Source organism: Metapseudomonas resinovorans DSM 21078 (assembly GCF_000423545.1).
Classification (GTDB): domain Bacteria; phylum Pseudomonadota; class Gammaproteobacteria; order Pseudomonadales; family Pseudomonadaceae; genus Metapseudomonas; species Metapseudomonas resinovorans.
The window spans coordinates 37796-55402 of record NZ_AUIE01000035.1 but is presented as its reverse complement, the minus strand read 5'-3'; the positions used below and the strand labels follow the sequence as shown (position 1 = coordinate 55402).

Annotated in this window: 16 protein-coding genes; 10 read left to right on the top strand and 6 right to left on the bottom strand. The window is 63.8% G+C overall.

The window, feature by feature from the left end:
• The first annotated feature begins 167 nt into the window (after positions 1-167).
• From G559_RS0120790 to G559_RS0120770, 5 genes are read left to right on the top strand one after another with little or no spacing between them, the layout of a single operon-like run.
• Positions 168-1322 (top strand): amine dehydrogenase large subunit, encoded by a 1155-nt coding sequence (locus G559_RS0120790; RefSeq protein ID WP_028630097.1) that lies wholly within the window; start codon positions 168-170, stop codon positions 1320-1322.
• A gap of 12 nt (positions 1323-1334) precedes the next feature.
• Entirely contained in the window at positions 1335-1874 is a 540-nt protein-coding gene (locus tag G559_RS0120785; RefSeq protein ID WP_028630096.1) for a MauE/DoxX family redox-associated membrane protein, read from the top strand.
• A gap of 3 nt (positions 1875-1877) precedes the next feature.
• Complete coding sequence (mauD, locus tag G559_RS0120780; protein ID WP_028630095.1) at positions 1878-2489, top strand: methylamine dehydrogenase accessory protein MauD; 612 nt, start codon at positions 1878-1880, stop codon at positions 2487-2489.
• Between the two features lie 15 nt (positions 2490-2504).
• Positions 2505-3026 (top strand): methylamine dehydrogenase light chain, encoded by a 522-nt coding sequence (locus tag G559_RS0120775; protein ID WP_028630094.1) that lies wholly within the window; start codon positions 2505-2507, stop codon positions 3024-3026.
• Between the two features lie 15 nt (positions 3027-3041).
• A complete protein-coding gene (locus G559_RS0120770; RefSeq protein ID WP_028630093.1) occupies positions 3042-3569 on the top strand; it encodes a hypothetical protein in 528 nt (175 codons plus the stop codon).
• A 292-nt stretch (positions 3570-3861) separates the two neighbouring features.
• On the opposite strand, the gene G559_RS0120765 is transcribed toward G559_RS0120770, so the two are convergent.
• From G559_RS0120765 to G559_RS0120745, 5 genes are all read right to left on the bottom strand, one after another.
• Entirely contained in the window at positions 3862-5085 is a 1224-nt protein-coding gene (locus G559_RS0120765) for an OmpP1/FadL family transporter (protein ID WP_081668124.1), read from the bottom strand.
• Between the two features lie 48 nt (positions 5086-5133).
• A complete protein-coding gene (locus G559_RS0120760) occupies positions 5134-6129 on the bottom strand; it encodes an AraC family transcriptional regulator (protein WP_028630091.1) in 996 nt (331 codons plus the stop codon).
• A gap of 194 nt (positions 6130-6323) precedes the next feature.
• Positions 6324-8345, bottom strand: coding sequence for an alkyl/aryl-sulfatase (locus tag G559_RS0120755; RefSeq protein WP_081668123.1), 2022 nt, complete (start codon positions 8343-8345; stop codon positions 6324-6326).
• A 126-nt stretch (positions 8346-8471) separates the two neighbouring features.
• Complete coding sequence (locus tag G559_RS0120750) at positions 8472-9143, bottom strand: DUF3313 domain-containing protein (protein WP_028630089.1); 672 nt, start codon at positions 9141-9143, stop codon at positions 8472-8474.
• Positions 9144-9212: 69 nt separating this feature from the next.
• Positions 9213-10514 carry an OmpP1/FadL family transporter gene (locus G559_RS0120745; protein ID WP_028630088.1) on the bottom strand — a complete coding sequence of 434 codons (1302 nt, stop codon included), beginning with the start codon at positions 10512-10514 and terminating at the stop codon, positions 9213-9215.
• A gap of 818 nt (positions 10515-11332) precedes the next feature.
• Here G559_RS0120745 and G559_RS0120740 point away from each other — a divergent pair.
• From G559_RS0120740 to G559_RS0120720, 5 genes are all read left to right on the top strand, one after another.
• Positions 11333-11800 (top strand): BRO-N domain-containing protein, encoded by a 468-nt coding sequence (locus G559_RS0120740; RefSeq protein WP_028630087.1) that lies wholly within the window; start codon positions 11333-11335, stop codon positions 11798-11800.
• Entirely contained in the window at positions 11797-12054 is a 258-nt protein-coding gene (locus G559_RS0120735) for a hypothetical protein (protein ID WP_028630086.1), read from the top strand. The genes G559_RS0120740 and G559_RS0120735 overlap by 4 nt, the downstream gene beginning before the upstream one ends.
• A gap of 318 nt (positions 12055-12372) precedes the next feature.
• On the top strand, positions 12373-13920 hold the full coding sequence (locus G559_RS0120730; RefSeq protein ID WP_028630085.1) for an AMP-binding protein: 1548 nt from the start codon (positions 12373-12375) through the stop codon (positions 13918-13920).
• Between the two features lie 13 nt (positions 13921-13933).
• Positions 13934-15097 (top strand): acyl-CoA dehydrogenase family protein, encoded by a 1164-nt coding sequence (locus tag G559_RS0120725; protein WP_028630084.1) that lies wholly within the window; start codon positions 13934-13936, stop codon positions 15095-15097.
• A 71-nt stretch (positions 15098-15168) separates the two neighbouring features.
• On the top strand, positions 15169-16467 hold the full coding sequence (locus G559_RS0120720) for an MFS transporter (RefSeq protein ID WP_028630083.1): 1299 nt from the start codon (positions 15169-15171) through the stop codon (positions 16465-16467).
• Here the strand turns inward: G559_RS0120720 and G559_RS0120715 are convergent.
• Positions 16431-17399, bottom strand: a complete 969-nt coding sequence (locus tag G559_RS0120715; protein WP_028630082.1) for a LysR family transcriptional regulator — start codon at positions 17397-17399, stop codon at positions 16431-16433. The genes G559_RS0120720 and G559_RS0120715 overlap by 37 nt on opposite strands.
• Positions 17400-17607: the final 208 nt, after the last annotated feature.

Genomic DNA, 17607 nt, shown 5'->3' with positions numbered 1-17607 from the left:
TCTGTCGCATTCTCCAAAGCGTTGGCAGCCTGCCAAAAGAAGTGGCACAGGCACACAAGGGGTTGGCACGGACAACAAGCTCCCCGCCGGCAGCCAGAGGCAGACTAGGACTGCAGATTTCTGCCCTGCACCCGCGATAAAGACCAATAATTCAGGGAGCCGCCCCTATGCGAATAACCAGGATCCTCGCCCAATCAACGCTGGCCCTGGGCGTCTCGCTCATCGGCCTCGGCAACGCAAGTGCCGAGCTGCCCGCTGATCCAGGCATCGGCCAGACCACTTTGCCCTTCCCACCGGAACCGCACCGCGCCTACATCGTCGACGTGGAGTTCGAGAACTTCGTCGCCGGCCGCGTGACCGTGGTCGATCCCGAGAAGAAAAAGATGCTCGGCATGGTAAGCACCGGCTTTGCCGCGCCCTCCACCCTGAGCCGCGACGGCAAGCTGCTGTACACCGCCGACCTGTTCTACTCCCGTGGAACCCGTGGCACCCGCACCGACGTGCTGACCGCCTGGGACACCAGCAACCTGTCGCCGTCCTGGGAAGTGCTGATCCCCACCAAGCGCGCCGAAACCCTGACCCAGCGCTACGCCCTGGGCACCAGCGCCGATGACCGCTTCGTCTACGTCTACAACTTCACCCCGTCCACCTCGGTGACCGTGGTCGATACCAAGGCGAAAGCCGTCGCGACCGAGATCGCCATTCCCGGCTGCGTGCTCAACTACCCGGTGGGCAAGCGCTCCTTCGCCTCCCTGTGTGGCGACGGCAACCTGCAACTGGTGACGCTGAACGACGAAGGCAAGGAAATCTCCCGGACCCACACCGCCTTCTTCGACCCGAACGCCGAGAAGCTGGTGGAGCGCGCCTACGCCGTGGGTGACACCTACTACTTCGTCACCACCACCGGCACCGTGCGCGGCGTGGATTTCTCCGGCAAGTCGCCGAAAATCCTCGAGGCCTGGGATCTGGTGAGCGATGCCGCCGAGAAGAAGGCCGGCTGGGCACCGGGCGGCTGGCAGCTGATCACCGTCGCGCCCAAGCTGAACCGCCTCTACGTGCTGATGCATGACGCCCATGAGCCGATGAAGTGGGAAGACCCGAGCCCCTTCGTCTGGGTCTACGACCTCAAGACCCAGAAGCGCATCGGCACCCTGGAAGCACCCAACCCGATCTGGAGCCTGCACGCCACCAGCGATGACCAGCCCCTGCTGCTGGGCACCAACATCAGCGGCGGCCTGGAAGTCTTCGACCTGAAGAGCGGCAAGCACACCGGCACCATGGAACGCATCGCCAAGACGCCGATCCAGGTCCTCAGCCACTGACGAGGTGCAGCCATGCAACCTGATCCTATCTTCGTCATCGCCGCCGCCGTTGCGGTTGCGGTGATCCTGGCCAGCGCAGCGACCCACAAGCTGCGTGCGCCGGCGCGCTTCGCCAACCAGGTGGAGGATTACCAGTTGCTGCCGCGCGGCCTGGTACGCCCGGTAGCACGGGTACTGCCCTTCATCGAAGTGGCCGTGGCCTTCGCCCTGCTGGTACCCGCCAGCCGCCCGGTTGCCGCATGGGTCGCCGCCGCCCTGCTGGCCGGTTACGCCGGGGCCATCGCGATCAACCTGTGGCGCGGCCGCCGCGACATCGACTGCGGTTGCGCCGGCCCCGAACAGGCCCAGCCGATCCGTCCGGTGCTGCTGGCCCGCAACGCCGTACTGGTGGGCCTGGCGCTGATCGCCAGCCTCGCCCCCCTCAGCCGCGAGCTGGGCGTTTTCGACAGCTTCGTCGTGATCGCCTCCAGCGCCGTGGCCCTGCTCATCTATGCCGCTGCCGATGGCCTGATGGCCAACGCTCCCCGTCTGCTCAAACTTATTGGAAGGTGAATTATGGAAGCCCTGATCGTTTCCAACGTCCTGCTCTGGTGCCTCTTGATTGCCCTGGCCTTCGCCGTGATGGGCCTGGTTCGCCAGATCGGCGTACTCCACGGCCGCCTGGCCCCGGCCGGCGCGCTGATGGTCGACAAAGGCGTGGCCGTCAACGAACCCGCCCCCAAGGTCACCGCCGCCGACCGTAACGGCCGCCCGGTCAACTTCGGCTATGCCGGCGAGAAAGCCCAACTGCTGTTCTTCCTCTCGCCCACCTGCCCGATCTGCAAATCCCTGCTGCCGGCCATCAAGTCCATCGCCAAGGACCAGGCCGACCGCCTCGACGTGATCTACGTCAGCGACGGCGACATGGATGCCCAGAAGGCGCTGATCGCCGAGCACAAGCTGGAAGACGCCACCTACGTAGTCGGCCCGGAAGTGGGCATGACCTACCAGATCGGCAAGCTCCCCTACGCCGCACTGATCGACAACGCCGGCGTGCTGCGCTCCAAGGGCCTGGTGAACTCCCGCGAGCACCTCGACAGCCTGTTCGAAGCCGAGCACCTGGGCAGCGCCACCCTGCAGCAGTACCTGCACAACCACTCGCACGCCCACGGCGCACACAACCACTGAGGAAGGGAGCTCTCCATGAAACTGCTAGACCGCCTGTTCGAGCGCTCCACGCGCCACGTCGCTGACACCACTTCGCGACGCAAACTCCTCGCCCGTCTGGGTTCGCTGATGGTCGCCGGCGCCGCCCTGCCGGTGCTGCTGCCCATCGACCGCACCAGCAAGGCCCTGGCCGCCGAAGCCCCGAAAGCCGGCGATCCGGGTGACCCCAACAGCTGCGACTACTGGCGCTACTGCTCCATCGACGGCTTCCTGTGCAGCTGCTGCGGCGGCTCGGTGACCTCCTGCCCGCCCGGCACCGAGGCCTCCCAGGTGACCTGGATCGGTACCTGCCGCAACCCGGCCGACAACAAGGACTACATCATTTCCTACAACGACTGCTGCGGTAAGCACAGCTGCGCCCAGTGCGCCTGCACCCGCAACGACAGCGAAGAGCCGATGTACCGTCCGTTCAACAACAACGACGTGAACTGGTGCCTGGCGGCTAAATCGCACATCTACCACTGCACCGTCTCCATCATCCGCGGCGTCGCGATCTGACCCCGGAGGGCCGCCATGCGTTACCTGTTGATTGCTGGACTGATGTGCGCCATGGCGGCCCCGCTGGCCCTGGCCCGCGCCATTCCGGACCCGAACCAGAAACACGCACCGGGCAACGAAGAGCTGCAAAAGCCCATCGCCCAGGCGGGCTACAGCACCCCGGTGAACTACCAACTGCAATGCGCCGGCTGCCACCTGGGCGACGGCACCGGCTCAAAGGCCAACGACACACCGAAGATGAAGGACTTCGTCGGCAACTTCCTCAAGGTAGAAGGCGGCCGTGAGTTCCTGGTGCGAGTGCCGGGCATGTCCCAGTCGGCGCTGAACAACGCCCAACTGGCCGACCTGCTCAACTGGCTGATGCGCAAGGACGGCATGGCCGGCATGAGCGTGCCGGACAACTACCAGCCCTACACCGAGGCCGAAGTGGCCGCAGTCCGCAAAGTCGCCCTGCTCAACCTGCCCGAAACCCGCGCAGGCCTGATCAAACAGATGCGCGAACAAGGCATCGCCATCGACGACGGCATGGACGACGCCTACTGAGTTTTATGCTGGACGGCTTGTGCCCGCCTTCATGGCGGGCTTTTTTTGTGCGCGAGAAAAGCGACGTAGGTTGGTGCGGGCGGCGTTCCGCTAGAGCGAAGCGAAACCCAACGGACGGACCTGCAAGCGGTGTCGGTTTGGACGGCAAAAGCACATTGTTGTCGGTTTCCCGGCTTTGAAGTGCGTAGGTGGGGGATGTAGTGCTGCTGTCGGCCAATAGAAGACATTCCTATCTCTCGCTTGGCCCCGACAGGGATACACATTCAGGGCAACTCTTTCCGCACCCGCAGAATTAAAAGTGGTACGCCCCGGAAATGATCACGGCGTAGGGATGCTCGGTCTCCCCCACCACCCGGCCACGTACCGCCGAGGGGCCGGTATCCACGGGGGACTTGCCGAAGTCCACCAGGTGCAGGTTGAACTCCATGGCCTTGCCATTGCCGTAGTCCACCTGCACCCCAGCGCCGACACCCCACATGCGGTCCAGGGCCAGGGCCAGAGTGCGCTTGTCGTCGTCCACCGGAGCCTGAACGTAGAAGGTGTCGAGGGTATAGCGCAGGCCGCCGTTAGCCGGAAAACCGTAGCCCAGGGTGCCGGCCCAGAAGTTGTTGAAGCCGCCGTCTTCCAGGTCGAGGGTGGTGCCATCCATGGAGATGGAGTTGGCGCCGAACTTCGAGAACTCCACCCAGGCGATGTCGGCGACGATGAACGCCCCCGAATCCAGCTCGTGGTACACGCCACCGATGATGCGCTGGGGCATCACCTGCTCGACCTCGATCTCGTCATCCAGGATGCCCCTCTCCAGCAGCCCGCCGATTACCGGCCCGGGGTTGCGGAACTTGAGGTCGCCGTCGATATCGGTCTTTGACTCGCTCGTATAGACCAGGCCGAAGCGGGTCTTCTCGGTCATCTCCCACAGCAACGACAGGCTGAAGTTGGTGCCCACTCCGTCAAGGTCGGCCTCCAGCTTTCCATCGCCGGCACCCGGCGTCAGCGTGTTGAGGACTACCTCCGATTGCGACGAGATGTAGTTGATGCCCAGCGAGGCCCCCACCGACCACTGCTCGTTGATCCGCCAGGACAGCGCGGGTGTCACGGCGACGTACACCAGCGAGTAGCTATCGGTGTAGTAGCGGCCGGCCCAGTCGGAGCCGTATTCCGAGCCGAACCCGGAAGGAATGGTGAGCGAAATGCCAGCATGCAGATCGTCGGTGAGCGGCCTGACGTAGTAGGCCTGGGGCACCATGACGGGGTTGAGATCGTTGTCCGGGTCGCCGCCGCTGGTGGTGGTCTGTCCCTCGTCCACCTCGAATTTGCCCATCCCGGTCGCCTGCAACAGGCTGATCGTTGCCGTGGGCTTATCCAGCCGCGCCATGCCGGCGGGGTTGTCGCTGGCGGTCTCGGCGCTGTCGGCACTGGCGGCGATACCGGCAAAACCCGCAGAGCCGGCCAGTACCGGTGATGTACCCAGGCACGCGAGCACCGCGGACAACACGCGTAACGATACAACTCGCATGGAACCCCCTTTGATCACGAAGCAATCGGCAGGCACCGATGTACCCGCTCAGGTTCTCAACAAATATCGATGCTCATTAGGAGAAATGCCGAACCAGCGTTGGTGTGCGCGGCAGAAGGACGATGTCCGCCGGTAACCGAGTTCCTGGGCAATCTGTCCAATCGTCAATTTTGACTGCCCTAGCAGTTGTTCGGCTTGGTGCCGGCGGATCTCATCGACGCGCTCTTCGAAATCGATACCGTCATTGGCCAGGCGCCGCTGCAACGCCCTGGGGTGCAGGTCGAGCAGTTGGGCAATCTGCTCCAAATTGCAGCGTTGTTTGGGTAGCAACGCATAAATATGACGTTCTACCTCGAAGCCCAGCTTCTCATTCGTGTCCGAATGGGCTTCCAGGTAGAACTTCACGATGGAGTGCAGCATCGGGTCGTGCCGAACGCAGGGGCGCTGCATGTCCTTCAGTCTAATCGCGAGCGCGTTCTGATCCTGGCCGAACCGAACCTGACAACCAAAGTAGCGCTGGTACTCCGCGAGATCCGCCTGAGGTTGATGGCGCAGCAGTACAGTCGTTGGTCGGAATGAGTCGCCTAGCAGTTCGGCCATCAACAGCTTGCCGTGCAGCAGCGACTTTTCGACTATCTGAGGAATCTCTTGGATGCACGGCAAGGCGTTGTCGAAGCACAACAAGGTACAGCCGGGGCGACGTTCCAGATGAAATAGGATCGAAGGGCTGTACACGCACATGTAGCGTACAACGGCTGCTAATCCCTCTCCGGCGGTCGGTGCCGTCTGCCCTAGGTGTTGTAGCGGACCGAGCAGCGTCGACTTTTGACGGGTAGCCAGTTCCATGCCGAGGTAGGGCATTTCCAGAGCGTGCGCGCTGCCTTCAAAAACTTGCACAAGACTTCTGTAGGAGAACTTCTTCTCGTAATCGCCTACGACGTCCATGCCGATACGATGCGGAGCGAGATGCTCCCTAAGGGATGCCCCGTGTTCGGCAAGCAGATCGCCAAACTGCAGAAATGCGGTACCGCGAATAGTGTCCATGATCCGTACCTTCTTGCTTAAGGCATCCAGCGCGAGGCGCGGTTACAGCCAGGTCGTCGCTTAGGCACCAAATGGCAGGTAGACGGGGCTGCTGGAAGAGCTCAGCGCTCAGCCCCACTTGCCGACTCTCGGCAAAAAAAGGCAAGCCATTGGCCAATGGCTTGCCTCGATGCCTAGAAGCATCAGTTGGAGCATCAGGGCGTGACGATGTTGAACCAGAAGTCGAAGTTGTCGAGGTAAGACACCAGTTCCTCCAGCTTGCCTTCGCTACCCGTCACCTTGATGTCACCCTTGGCAATCGCGTCCTTAAGGGTGGTTTCCTGCAGCACGATCCTGTTCAGGGTGTCACGGGTCAAGGTCACGGTGGCGTCGGCGTCCTTGGCTTGCATGTCTGCGGTGTGGTTGAGCACACCGTTGACCATTTCCAGGGCGTACTTCTGCTTGAGGTCGGTGAAGTCGAAGTTCAAGGTGATCTTCTTGTCTTCGGCCTTCGGCCCGTTCAGGCGCATGGCCAGGTAGTCGAAGAACAGGTCCAGGTCCATGGCGCGCACGGTATCCGGGCTCGCGGTGTTAGGCGTGGGCAGCTTGGCCACGCCATTGCGCAGTTCCTGGGCGCCGGTGAGGTAGAAGTTGCGCCACGGGCCGCTTTCGGCCTGGTAGCCCAGTTGCTCCAGCGCGTCGGCCTGCAGGTCCTTCGCCGCCTGGTTGTTGGGGTTGGCGAACACCACGTGGTTCACCACTTCGGCCACCCAGCGGTAGTCGCCCTTGTCGTAGTAGGCCTTGGCTTTCTTCAGCACTTCCGTTTCGCCGCCCATCATGTCGACGTAGCGCTTGGCCTGCTCTTCCGGCGGCCATTCGTTGAGGGTGGCCGGGTTGCCGATGAACCAGCCCAAGTGCAGCACATAGGTGGCCTTGACGTTGTGGTTCAGCGAACCGTAGTAGCCGCGGTTGGAGAACTTGCTGGCGATCGCCTTCGGCAGTTTCACCTGCTCGCCGATCTCCGTCATGGTGTAGCCCTTGTTGGCCAGACGCAGGGTTTCATCGTTGATGTAGCGGTACATGTCGCGCTGGGACGACAGTTGCTCCTTCACCTCCTTGTTGCCCCAGACCGGCCAGTGGTGCATGGCGTACATCACCTGGACGTCGTCACCCCAGAGTTTGATCGCCTCGTTGAGGTACTTCGACCAGGGCAGCGGTTCGCGGATCTTGGCGCCGCGCAGCGAATAGGTGTTGTGCAGGGTGTGGGTGGAGTCCTCGGCCGTGTTCAGGGCCTTCTTCTCCTTGATGTAATAGAGCATCTCGGCCGGCGCCTCGCTGCCCGGCGCATAGAGGAACTCGTAGGTCAGGCCGTCGATGACGTGCTTCTCGCCGGTCTTTTGGATGATGTCGGTGGGCGGGATAAGCGTCACCGTACCGGCCGAGGTGGTGGTGCCGAGGCCCGCGCCCAATTGACCCTGCGGGTTCGGCGGCAGCAGGTTGCCGTACATGTAGCTGGCGCGTCGGCTCATGGCGGTACCGGCCATCACGTTCTCGGCCACCGCGTGTTCGAGGAAGCCCAGCGGAGCGTAGATCTTCACCTTGCCGGCCTTGACGTCGGCTTCGTCCACCACGCCGCGCACGCCGCCGTAGTGGTCCACGTGGCTGTGGGTGTAGATCACCGCCACCACGGGTTTCTTCGGGCGATGCTTGAAGTACAGATCCAACGCTGCCTTGGCCGTCTCCGAGGAGATCAGCGGGTCCATGATGGTGATCCCGTCCTTGCCCTCGACGATGGTCATGTTCGACAGGTCGTAGTTGCGCACCTGGTAGAGGCCATCGGTGACCTCGAACAGGCCGGAGATGTTGATCAGCTGGGACTGCCGCCAGAGGCTCGGGTTGGTGGTGTCCGGCGCGGCTTCGCCTTCCTTGATGAAGGCGTACTTGGCCGGGTCCCAGATCATGTTGCCCTGGGCGCCCTTGATCGGCTCCGCAGGCAGGGGCGCGATGAAGCCCTTGTGGGCCAGCTCGAAGGATGTCTTGTCGTTGAACGGCAGTTCCTTGAGCAGCGCGGCGTTGGCCGCCTTGGTGGCGTCGGTGGCCGGCTTGGGTGTATCAGCGGCCCAGGCTTGGCTGGTGGTCGAGATGGCCGCCGCCAGCAGGAACGAGGTGCTGAAGCTCCACAGGCGGGTGGCCGCTGGGCTGGCAGGTTGGGACGGGGAACGAGTGTGCGCTTTCATTTCAAACTCCTTCTTGCCTGATGCGCCGTACCTTTCGAGGCAACTGCCAGCGATGTTTTCCTATCAATTCATGCTGCATGGGGCCGGGCGACGCTCCCCTATCGGGAGCCTGTCGCCAAGCCGTGACTATTGTCGTTTTAAGCCCTGGAACGACGTGACCATGTCCCGCGCCCAACCATCGAGCACCGCCTTGGTGTCGCTGGCGGTCATGACCTGGGAAGAATTGTCCAACTCGGCACCGGCGCCCTTGCGTACCACCTGGGCCACCACCTCGTTGCTGCCGCCGTCGAGGAAGGCCGCCTCGGTGGCGATGCTGGTGTCCTGATCGCGGATGCCGGTGGCGGCGCTCACACCAGCGGCGACCAGGGCGATCGGGATTACCTCGTAGGGTTGCAACCCTTTGGTCGAGGCGCTGACTCCGGTGATCGCTGGACGTACCACCAGCACGCCGGGTCCGGGGCCGTCGGCCAGCGGCAGCGCCTTGGCGAACTGGGTCTGCAGCACTTGGTCGTAGTAGGTCGTGATGCCTTGCAGGGTGCTCGCGGGAATTTTCTCGGTGGGTTTGGGTTGTGGGTAGAACTGGCTCGGCTCGACATGGACACTGGTGAACTGGCCAACGTCCACCCCGGGCTTAATCCAGCGCGCCACCGGTGCGCCGGAAGGGGATTTCTCTTCCTGGAGGGCTTTGTAGTCCTTGAGGAACCCTGAGTACTCCTCGGGTTCCACGTACTTGCTGGCACAACCCGCCATCCCCAGCGAGGCGAGGCACAGCACTACCGCTAACGGCTTCAATGTCATGGTGTAGCTCCTGGTGGTCGATCCTGCAGTGTGGGTCGTTGTCCGTTGTCGCACGCTCGGCACTCCGGGTCAGAAACGCCAGGTCGCGCCGCCGCCGATGATGTGCAGGGCGGCGTTGTCGTAGCTGCCGGAGAGGGTGGTGCCGGAACGCCGCTTGGTCTGGTCCACGTCCATGTCGCCCAGCCAGACCAGGGTGTAGGCCAGGTGCAGGTCGAGCCCCTCCTCCACCTGGTAATTGACCCCAGTGGCGAAGCGCCAGGCCTCGCCCATGGGGTTGTCGACGGTGCGGTCCTCGTCGTCCACGGCGGAGCTGTCGTAGCCCACGCCCATGCTCCAGCGCAGCTGCCGGGTGGCCTGGTACTGCGCGCCGACGGAGGCGTGCCAGGTGTCCTTGTACTGGCGGTCCACCGTGCGGTCGACATTGCCGGCGTCGGCGTCGACTTCCACGCCGATATCGCCGAACTCGCTCCAATCCTGCCAGCCAAGGCTGCCGAGCAGCGTCCACTGCGTATCGAGCTGGTGGGCCACACTGAGCAGCAGGGTCTGCGGGATGTTCATGTCCAATTCCAGCGAGTCCGCATCCAGCCGGCGCAGGGCGGCGTTGATGATTGGGTTGCTGACCTTGCGTACGTCCGGCTTGTCCTCGAATTCCAGCCTCACCTTGCTGGTGTAGGCGAGCCCGACCTGGGTGCGTTCGTCGAGCTTGTAGAGCAGGCCGAGGTTGACCCCGGCGCCGACGTCGGTGTCCTTGTACTCCAGCTGCCCGTCCGGGTTGTCGCGCAGACCCAGCAGATTGTTGTTGATGGCCACCTCGGTGCGGTAGTAGCCGTAGACGATACGCGGGCCGACACCCACCGAGAGCTGGTCGGTGAACTGGTGCGCGACGGTCGGCTGGAAGGACACGCCGATCACCGCCGCCTCCTGGCTGAAGTAGCGGCCGGCCCAGTCGTCATCGTAATCCAGCGCCAGGCCGAAGTTGCCGTAGGTGCCGAAGCCGATGGCCGAGCGCTCCCCAACCTGGTGGCTGACGAACAGGCTCGCGCCGGGCAGCCACTCCAGGGAATTGCCGCCTTCATTACCGTCGAACTGGTTGTTGGCGTCGCGGGAGAAGCGCAGGTGGCCGAGGATCAATTGGCCGTTGGCGCTGATCTGCGTGCCCTTGAGCCCGGCGATACCGGCGGGGTTACTCATTAGCACGCTGGGGTCGGTGGCCAGCGCGGCGGAACCGGCGTTGGCCAAGCCCGCGCCTTCCTGCCCGGCCTCGTAGATCAGGATGCCGCCAGCGTGCGCCTGGTTACCGAGGAGGCCAAGACCGGATGCGAGTGCCGCAACACAGACGTGACGCGAAGTGCGAGTGCCAAATTTCATCATGGAGCATCCCCTGCCAAACAAGACAATCACGGCACTTCCGATACATGGTCGCCCACTTGGGTCCACGTGCAGTTTTGTGGGTAGCGACTGCAGTGCAGCGGTGCGGCCATCCCTGCCATGACAAGCACTAGCCTAGCCAGATGAGACTGATGCGCAAATCGAGGGCTGATAAATGGACGCGCAGTTCTCATTTCGCGACGCCGCTTGGTACGACAAGAACTAGCGCTCTGAAGGCGACTATTCGTACCGGAGACCAGATAGCTCCTGCGTTTTTGGCTCACTAGTGTTCATCTGTCGATCATCGCATGTCGTGAAATGGGAATAGGCCAGCGGGGGCTGGCGACAATCAGTCGATTTACCTGTACCTCACCGGCGAGACGGCAGACATGTCGAATTCTGGGAACGAACTTACTCTGGTAGCGAAATGAGAAAGGCCTTCGGAGAGACTGGAATTCCTCCATTTTTGTAGGCGTTTCTAATGACTGTGTCCGGCCGATAGCAGCCCCTTTCGTATCCCCTTGCCCTCCCCCTCCTCTATCCCTATCCTGCCCCGGCCACGGTCAATCCCGTGGCCGGGTTTGACAGCCTGTTAGCTAGGCGCGATTGCGCCACAAGGTGCATGCGAAAAACGGCGGACGTTTTTTGCAGGCCTCCACGCGTATGCAGTTTTTGAACTGCACTGCTCTATGGCGGATCGCGCGGGGAGGCCCTCGGGTCTGCCGGGTCCTAGCTCCGGTCTGTCAACCCCGCGTGGTCCGTCACCCTTCGACTGACAGCGGACGGTGACGACTCCAAGGACTAGAGCTAGGAGCTCCACCATGCACGACGCATACACCCCCATCCTTTTCCATCACCACACCCACCGCCTGCGCGCCGTGATGATCGACAACCAGCCCTGGTTCGTCGCCCATGACTTTGCCCAGTTGATGGGTGTTCGCAACGCCCGTCGCTTGCTCCATGCCCTGGAGCGTTTTGAAAGGCGCACCGTTTTGCTGGCGAGCGCCAGCGGCCTTCATGAAGAAGTGGAAGCCATCAGCGATGCCGGGGCCTACAAGGCGCTGTTTCGCTTCGCGCGACCCGCGCATGCCGAGATCAGTCGCTGGCTGAGCGAGGTGCTGGTGCCGACGCTGCACGACTATCACCGTGACCCGAGTGCCGAGCCGCGACGGGCTTTTATCAGTTGGGCCAACCGGCAGGTGGGTGTGGTGCGTTGGCAGCGGGAGCTGTGGGTGGCCTGGCGGGATTTGCCGGCATTCATTGTGGACGGCGTGGAGGTGTCGCCATGAGTGCTTCCCATGAAGAGCGGCGGGTCCAGCGGTTGGTGCAGCGGTTGGAGGCGCGGCTGCATACCACTCAGGTAATTGCCGAGGTGTTGATGGATAACGCGGCACTGCGCGACGGCGATCCGGGGCCTTACCTCAACGAGTACCGGGAAGGCGCCCTCCTGGATGCGGTGATTCACTTGTCCCGCAGTAGCCACGAGGATTTCTGCCAACTGGTGGAGATGGTGAAGTTGCCGATTGGGCGGCGTGTGCTGTGACGTGAGGGCTCGGTGTTGTGGGGGTTGTTTCTTCGCGACTGAAGTCGCCTCCACAGGACCGGGCCTGACGTTCGCGCCAGGATCGATTTCCCTCACCCCTGCCCTCGCCCAGAGGGAGAGGGGGTTGGCCGTGCGCTGCAGGTGATTGGGTACGGCGCCCGGGGCAACTGAAATCGCCGCCACAGGAAAGTTGGGCGAATTCACCGCGTTGTTGCAGCTATTCCATATCGCTATGGCCTGCATCGTACTGTTGTATTAGTTGCCGCGAAGTTCGCTTGGCTAGCATCGGCGCAGTTGTCCTGCCGATGAGAACAATAAATGAACTTAGGAAAGATCATCAGTCGAAGTGCCCTGTACTGGCCCGACTACGAGGCGGTTGTCGATAGCCGGCAACGGATCACTTTCGCGCAGCTGGAGGCTCGCACCAATCGTCTTGCCTCCGGGCTCCAGGCCCTGGAGCTGACCCGGGGCGCCCATGTGGCGATTCTGGCGCTGAACCGGGTGGAGCTGGTGGAAGCGGAGATCGCCTTCTACAAGGCCGGCATGGTCAAGGTGCCGATCAACGCCCGCCTCTCCCTGGACGAAATCCTCCAGGTCCTTGACGACTCCCACAGCCAGGCGGTGCTGGCCAACGGCCGCTTCGCCGCTGCCCTCCACGCCCGTCGCAGTGAAGTGCCGCGCCTGCGCTGGATCATCTCCCTCGACGACGAAGCTGGCGACGCCCGCTATCCGGACGTGCTGGAACGAGGCAGCGAGGCCCCGGTGCACTGTGAGCCAGACGACGATGACCTGGCGGTGCTGCACTACACCTCTGGTAGCTCCGGCGTACTCAAGGCCGCAATGCTCAGTTTCGGCAACCGCAAGGCGCTGATCCGCAAGAGCATCGCCAGCCCTACCCGGCGTGCTGCCCCGGGCGATGTGATGGCCCATGTGGGCCCCATCACTCATGCCAGTGGCATGCAGATCATGCCGTTGCTGGCCGTGGGCGCCTGCAACCTCCTCCTGGAGCGCTACGACGACCATCTGCTGCTGGAGACCATCCAGCGTGAGCGGGTCACCCGTTTGTTCCTGGTGCCGGCCATGATCAACCGCCTGGTGAACGTCCCGGAGGTGGAGCGTTTCGACCTCTCCAGCCTGCGCCTGGTGATGTACGGCGCCGCCCCCATGGCTCCTGCCCTGGTGAAGCGCGCCATCGACGTATTCGGGCCGATCCTGGCCCAGGGCTACGGTGCGGGCGAGACGTGCTCCCTGGTGACGGTGCTGACCGAACAGGACCACCTGATCGAGGGCGACGACCAGCGCCGCCTGGCCTCCTGCGGCCGCTGCTATTTCGAGACCACCCTGCGGGTGGTGAACGATGCCTTCGAGGACGTAGGCCCCGGCGAGATCGGCGAAATCGTGGTCAAGGGCCCGGACATCATGAAGGGCTACTGGCAGGCGCCGGAGCTGACCGCCGAGGTCATGCGCGACGGCTATTACCTCACCGGCGACCTGGCCACGGTGGACGAGCGCGGCTACGTGTTCATCGTTGACCGCAAGAAGGAAATGATCATTTCCGGCGGTTTCAACATCTACCCCACCGAAGTGGAACAAGTGCTCTACAGCCTGCCCCAGGTGTTCGAGGCGGCTGTGGTGGGCGTACCGGACGAGCAATGGGGCGAGGCAGTCCGCGCGGTGGTGGTCCTGAAACCGGGCGAGAGCCTGAGCGCCGAAGCCATCATCGAGTATTGCGGGCGTTCCCTGGCGGGCTTCAAGAAGCCCCGCGCGGTGGATTTCGTCAAGGAACTGCCGAAGAACCCCAACGGCAAGGTCGTGCGCCGCCTGATCCGCGAAGCGTACTGGCAGAACAGCGAACGACGTATCTAAGGGAGACAGGCAAATGCTCAAACCAAGCGAGAAGGCCAGTCGCGTTATCGACGGCATCAACACATTCGTCCGCGACGAACTCGACCCGCTGGGGCAGCGGGAAGGTATCACCTGGGGCCAACCGGTCGCCCGGCCCCTGCTGCGGGATATCTGGAAGCGCTCCTGCGAGTTGGGCTTCTACAACGCCCTGCTACCGGAAAACCTGGGCGGCGCCGGACTCAGCATTGCCGAACTCTGTGCAGTGAAGGAGGCGGCGGTGCTGACCGGCTCGCCCCTCGCCCCGCACATACTGGGCGAACTCTCCGGGCCACCCCGTATCGGCCACTTGTTCCGGGTCGCCAGCGACTTCCAGGTGGACGCCTTCCTGAAGCCGGTATGCCGGGCGGATAAGGCCGTGTGCTTTGCCCTGACCGAGGCGGAAGCCGGTTCCGACGCCACCGCCATCCGTACCGAAGCCCGCCGCGAGGGTGACCATTACGTACTCAACGGCGCCAAGCGCTACATCTCCGGCGCTTCCTACGCCGACATCGCCGTGCTGCTGGCGGTGACCGAGCCGGGACGCGGCCCCCAGGGCATTTCGGCATTCTTCGTCGACCTCACTGCCGACGGGGTTCAGGTGGACAGCGACTACTCGGTGATGTCCGGCGGCGGCGCCCACGGCAACATCCTGCTGGAGAACGTCCGCGTCCCCGTGGAGAACCGCATCGGTGACGAAGGCGCTGGCTTCAAGCTGGCCATGGGGCGCATCACGCTGAACCGCCTGCTGCACTGCCCAACCATGCTCGGCATGGCGGGCCTGGCCCTGAACCTGTCAATGGACCACGCCCGCACGCGCAAGCAGTTCGGCCAGCCCATTGCGCTGTTCCAGTCCATCAGCCACATGCTCGCCGACATGGCCACCGAGCTCCATGCGGCACGCAGCATGATGTTCGCCACCGCCCTCAGCAACGACGCCGGCGGCGATATCAAGGTCGAGGCATCGATGTGCAAGCTGTACGCCTCGGAAACCGCCTTCCGCATCGCCGACCGTGCGGTGCAGATCCACGGCGGTTCGGGGCTTGTTGCGGGCCATCCCGTCGAGTGGCTATTCCGCGCAACGCGCATGATGCGCATCCTGACCGGCACCAGTGAGATCCAGCGCAACACCATCGCCAAGGGTATTCTGATGCCCGGTTGACGCGCCCTGCAGTACCCGTCTGGCCGGGGAAGCCGGACGGGGTCTTCTACAACTACAACAAGAGCATCCCCATGAACCGAGACAACACTGCCTTCCGCCCTGCCAGCGCCTGGACCATTGCGGTCCTGCTGGCCTTCATGATGCTGGTCAATTTCCTCGACAAGGTGGTGATCGGCCTGGTCGCCGTGCCGATGACCGAGGAACTGGGCCTGACCCCCACTGAGTTCGGCCTGATCGGCGGAGCCCTGCATTGGCTCTTCGCCGTCTCCGCTGTGGTCGGCGGTTTTCTCGCCAACCGCCGGCCTACCCGCACCCTGTTGCTGGGCATGGGGCTTTTCTGGGCGCTGATCCAGCTGCCCATGCTGTTCGCCAGTTCCCTCTGGATGATCGTCGCCTGCCGTGTGCTGCTGGGCATCGGTGAAGGCCCCGCCTCCCCGGTGGCGACCCACGCCCTGTACAAGTGGTTTCCCGATGATCGCCGCAGCCTGCCAGTCGCGCTGTTGCACTCCGGTAGCGCCATGGGCCTGCTGGTGGCCGGCGCCATGATCCCCTGGATCAGCCTGCACTACGGCTGGCGCACCAACTTCGCCGTGCTGGCGGCCATCGGCCTGGTCTGGTGCGCCCTCTGGCTGCTGCTGGGCCGGGAAGGCACCCTCGATAACCTGCGCGCCGGCCAGGTGACCCCGGACACCCACCGCGTGCCCTACCGCCGCCTGCTGACCGATGGCAGCGTGCTGGGCAACTACGCCTGCCACTTCGCTGCCAACTGGTCCCTGGCGCTGACCCTGACCTGGGTGCCGAGCTACCTGGAAGTGGGCCTGGGCATCGACCCGCTGAACACCGGCCGCATGTTCGTCCTCTTCGTGGTGGTGACCACACCGCTCAGCCTGTTCATGGCTTGGCTGTCCCAGCGCCTGCTGCATCGCGGCGTGCCGTCACGCCTGGCCCGTGGCGCTTTCGTCTCGGGCTGCCTGATCGTCGCCGGGCTGTTCTCCGCGTCGCTGATCCTCCAGGAGCTTTCGGTCACCACGCGCATCATCACCCTGACCCTGAGCGGCGGCCTGGCACTGGTGATGTACTCGGTGGGGCCGGCGATGCTGGCGGAGTTCACGCCCAGCAGCCAGCGCGGCGGCATCCTCGCCATCGGCAATGCGGTGGCCTCGCTGGCCGGGCTCTCGGCCCCTGTGGTCACCGGCCTGCTGGTGCATGGCGCCGGTGCCGGGCATCCGCAGGGCTACGCCCAGGGCTTCCTGGTGTGCGGCGGCGTGCTGATCGTGGCGGGCCTGATCGGCCTGGTGACGATGAACCCGCAGCGCTCCCGCGAGCGACTGGCTCAGGACGACTCGCCCGCGCTCTGCTCCAGGGCCTGAGTCTCCTCGTCGACGCGCTCGATCAGGCTGCCGCGCCAGCGGCCTTCCCGCACCGCATCCAGCAGGATCGTGCGCACCAGGTCCCGCATGCAGGACGCGGCGAAGGACAGCGGTTTGTGGATCGAGTGGGCGATGGACACGGTGCGGGTGATGCGCGGTTCCACCACCATCCGCGCGCCCGTCGGTTCGAACAGCTCCACCAGCGGCGGCCAGTTGCAGATGGTCGCCGCCAACCCACTGCGGACCAGGCTGGCAATCCCCGGGGCTGACTGCTGTTCGTAGGCCACGTTGAGCACCACCCCCGCCTCCATCGCCGCCTGCTCGATGCGCCGTCGTAGGTGCAAGGCCCGCGGCGCCACCACCAGCCGCGTGGCGGCCGCCTCGGCCAGGGTGATGGGGGTGTTCTTCTCGGCCTCGCTGGCCGGCCCCACCCAATACAGGTCCTCGCTGAAGATGGGTTCGGCGGCTACGTGCTCCAGCTCCTCGGCATTGGGCACCACGCCGAAGTCCACCTTGCCCAGCTCGATGGCCTGGCCGCCCTCGCGGGTGAGGCCGTCGCACACCGTCAGGGTGATGCTGGGGAACTTCTCCGCCGCCCGCGAGATGATCTCCGGCAGCAGCAATGCCGAGGCGGTAGCAGGAATGGAAACGGACACATGCCCCTTGGGATCCCCCCGTGTCGAGGTCAGTTCGTCCTTCACCGAATCCAGCTTCTGCACTACCGAACGCGCCACCTCGTAGAGGCGCCGGCCGGCATCGGTCAGGGCTACGCCATCGTGCTGGCGCTCCAGCAGCTGTATTTCCAGCTCGCTTTCCAGCAGACCGATCTGCCGGCTCAGGGCCGGCTGCGCGATGAAGGAGCGGCGCGCGGCGGCGGAGAAGCTTCCTGCCTCGGCGATGGCGATCAGGTAGCGGAGCTGCTTGAGGGTCATAGGGGTCTCGCTGGCTATGCCGAAGTGATATGGCAACTATCGGAAGACACTATTTGTCGGGGTTCCGGGGCGCCCCTAGTATCGCTTAAACATCCGACAGAAGGGAGTATCCGCAACTTCACCCAACTACGCAGAACAATAAGTAAAAGGCAACCAGAGCCAACTTCCCACCTCGATATCCATTCTGCCGAATAGTGTCGATTCGTCG

Coding starts and splice junctions, on each gene's coding strand:
- mauD (WP_028630095.1), top strand. CDS start 1,878: ATGGAAGCCCTGATCGTTTCCAACGTCCTGCTCTGGTGCCTCTTGATT.
- G559_RS0120750 (WP_028630089.1), bottom strand. CDS start 9,143: ATGACATTGAAGCCGTTAGCGGTAGTGCTGTGCCTCGCCTCGCTGGGG.
- G559_RS0120730 (WP_028630085.1), top strand. CDS start 12,373: ATGAACTTAGGAAAGATCATCAGTCGAAGTGCCCTGTACTGGCCCGAC.
- G559_RS0120755 (WP_081668123.1), bottom strand. CDS start 8,345: ATGAAAGCGCACACTCGTTCCCCGTCCCAACCTGCCAGCCCAGCGGCC.
- G559_RS0120775 (WP_028630094.1), top strand. CDS start 2,505: ATGAAACTGCTAGACCGCCTGTTCGAGCGCTCCACGCGCCACGTCGCT.
- G559_RS0120765 (WP_081668124.1), bottom strand. CDS start 5,085: ATGCGAGTTGTATCGTTACGCGTGTTGTCCGCGGTGCTCGCGTGCCTG.
- G559_RS0120720 (WP_028630083.1), top strand. CDS start 15,169: ATGAACCGAGACAACACTGCCTTCCGCCCTGCCAGCGCCTGGACCATT.
- G559_RS0120785 (WP_028630096.1), top strand. CDS start 1,335: ATGCAACCTGATCCTATCTTCGTCATCGCCGCCGCCGTTGCGGTTGCG.
- G559_RS0120735 (WP_028630086.1), top strand. CDS start 11,797: ATGAGTGCTTCCCATGAAGAGCGGCGGGTCCAGCGGTTGGTGCAGCGG.
- G559_RS0120770 (WP_028630093.1), top strand. CDS start 3,042: ATGCGTTACCTGTTGATTGCTGGACTGATGTGCGCCATGGCGGCCCCG.
- G559_RS0120790 (WP_028630097.1), top strand. CDS start 168: ATGCGAATAACCAGGATCCTCGCCCAATCAACGCTGGCCCTGGGCGTC.
- G559_RS0120725 (WP_028630084.1), top strand. CDS start 13,934: ATGCTCAAACCAAGCGAGAAGGCCAGTCGCGTTATCGACGGCATCAAC.
- G559_RS0120745 (WP_028630088.1), bottom strand. CDS start 10,514: ATGATGAAATTTGGCACTCGCACTTCGCGTCACGTCTGTGTTGCGGCA.
- G559_RS0120740 (WP_028630087.1), top strand. CDS start 11,333: ATGCACGACGCATACACCCCCATCCTTTTCCATCACCACACCCACCGC.
- G559_RS0120715 (WP_028630082.1), bottom strand. CDS start 17,399: ATGACCCTCAAGCAGCTCCGCTACCTGATCGCCATCGCCGAGGCAGGA.
- G559_RS0120760 (WP_028630091.1), bottom strand. CDS start 6,129: ATGGACACTATTCGCGGTACCGCATTTCTGCAGTTTGGCGATCTGCTT.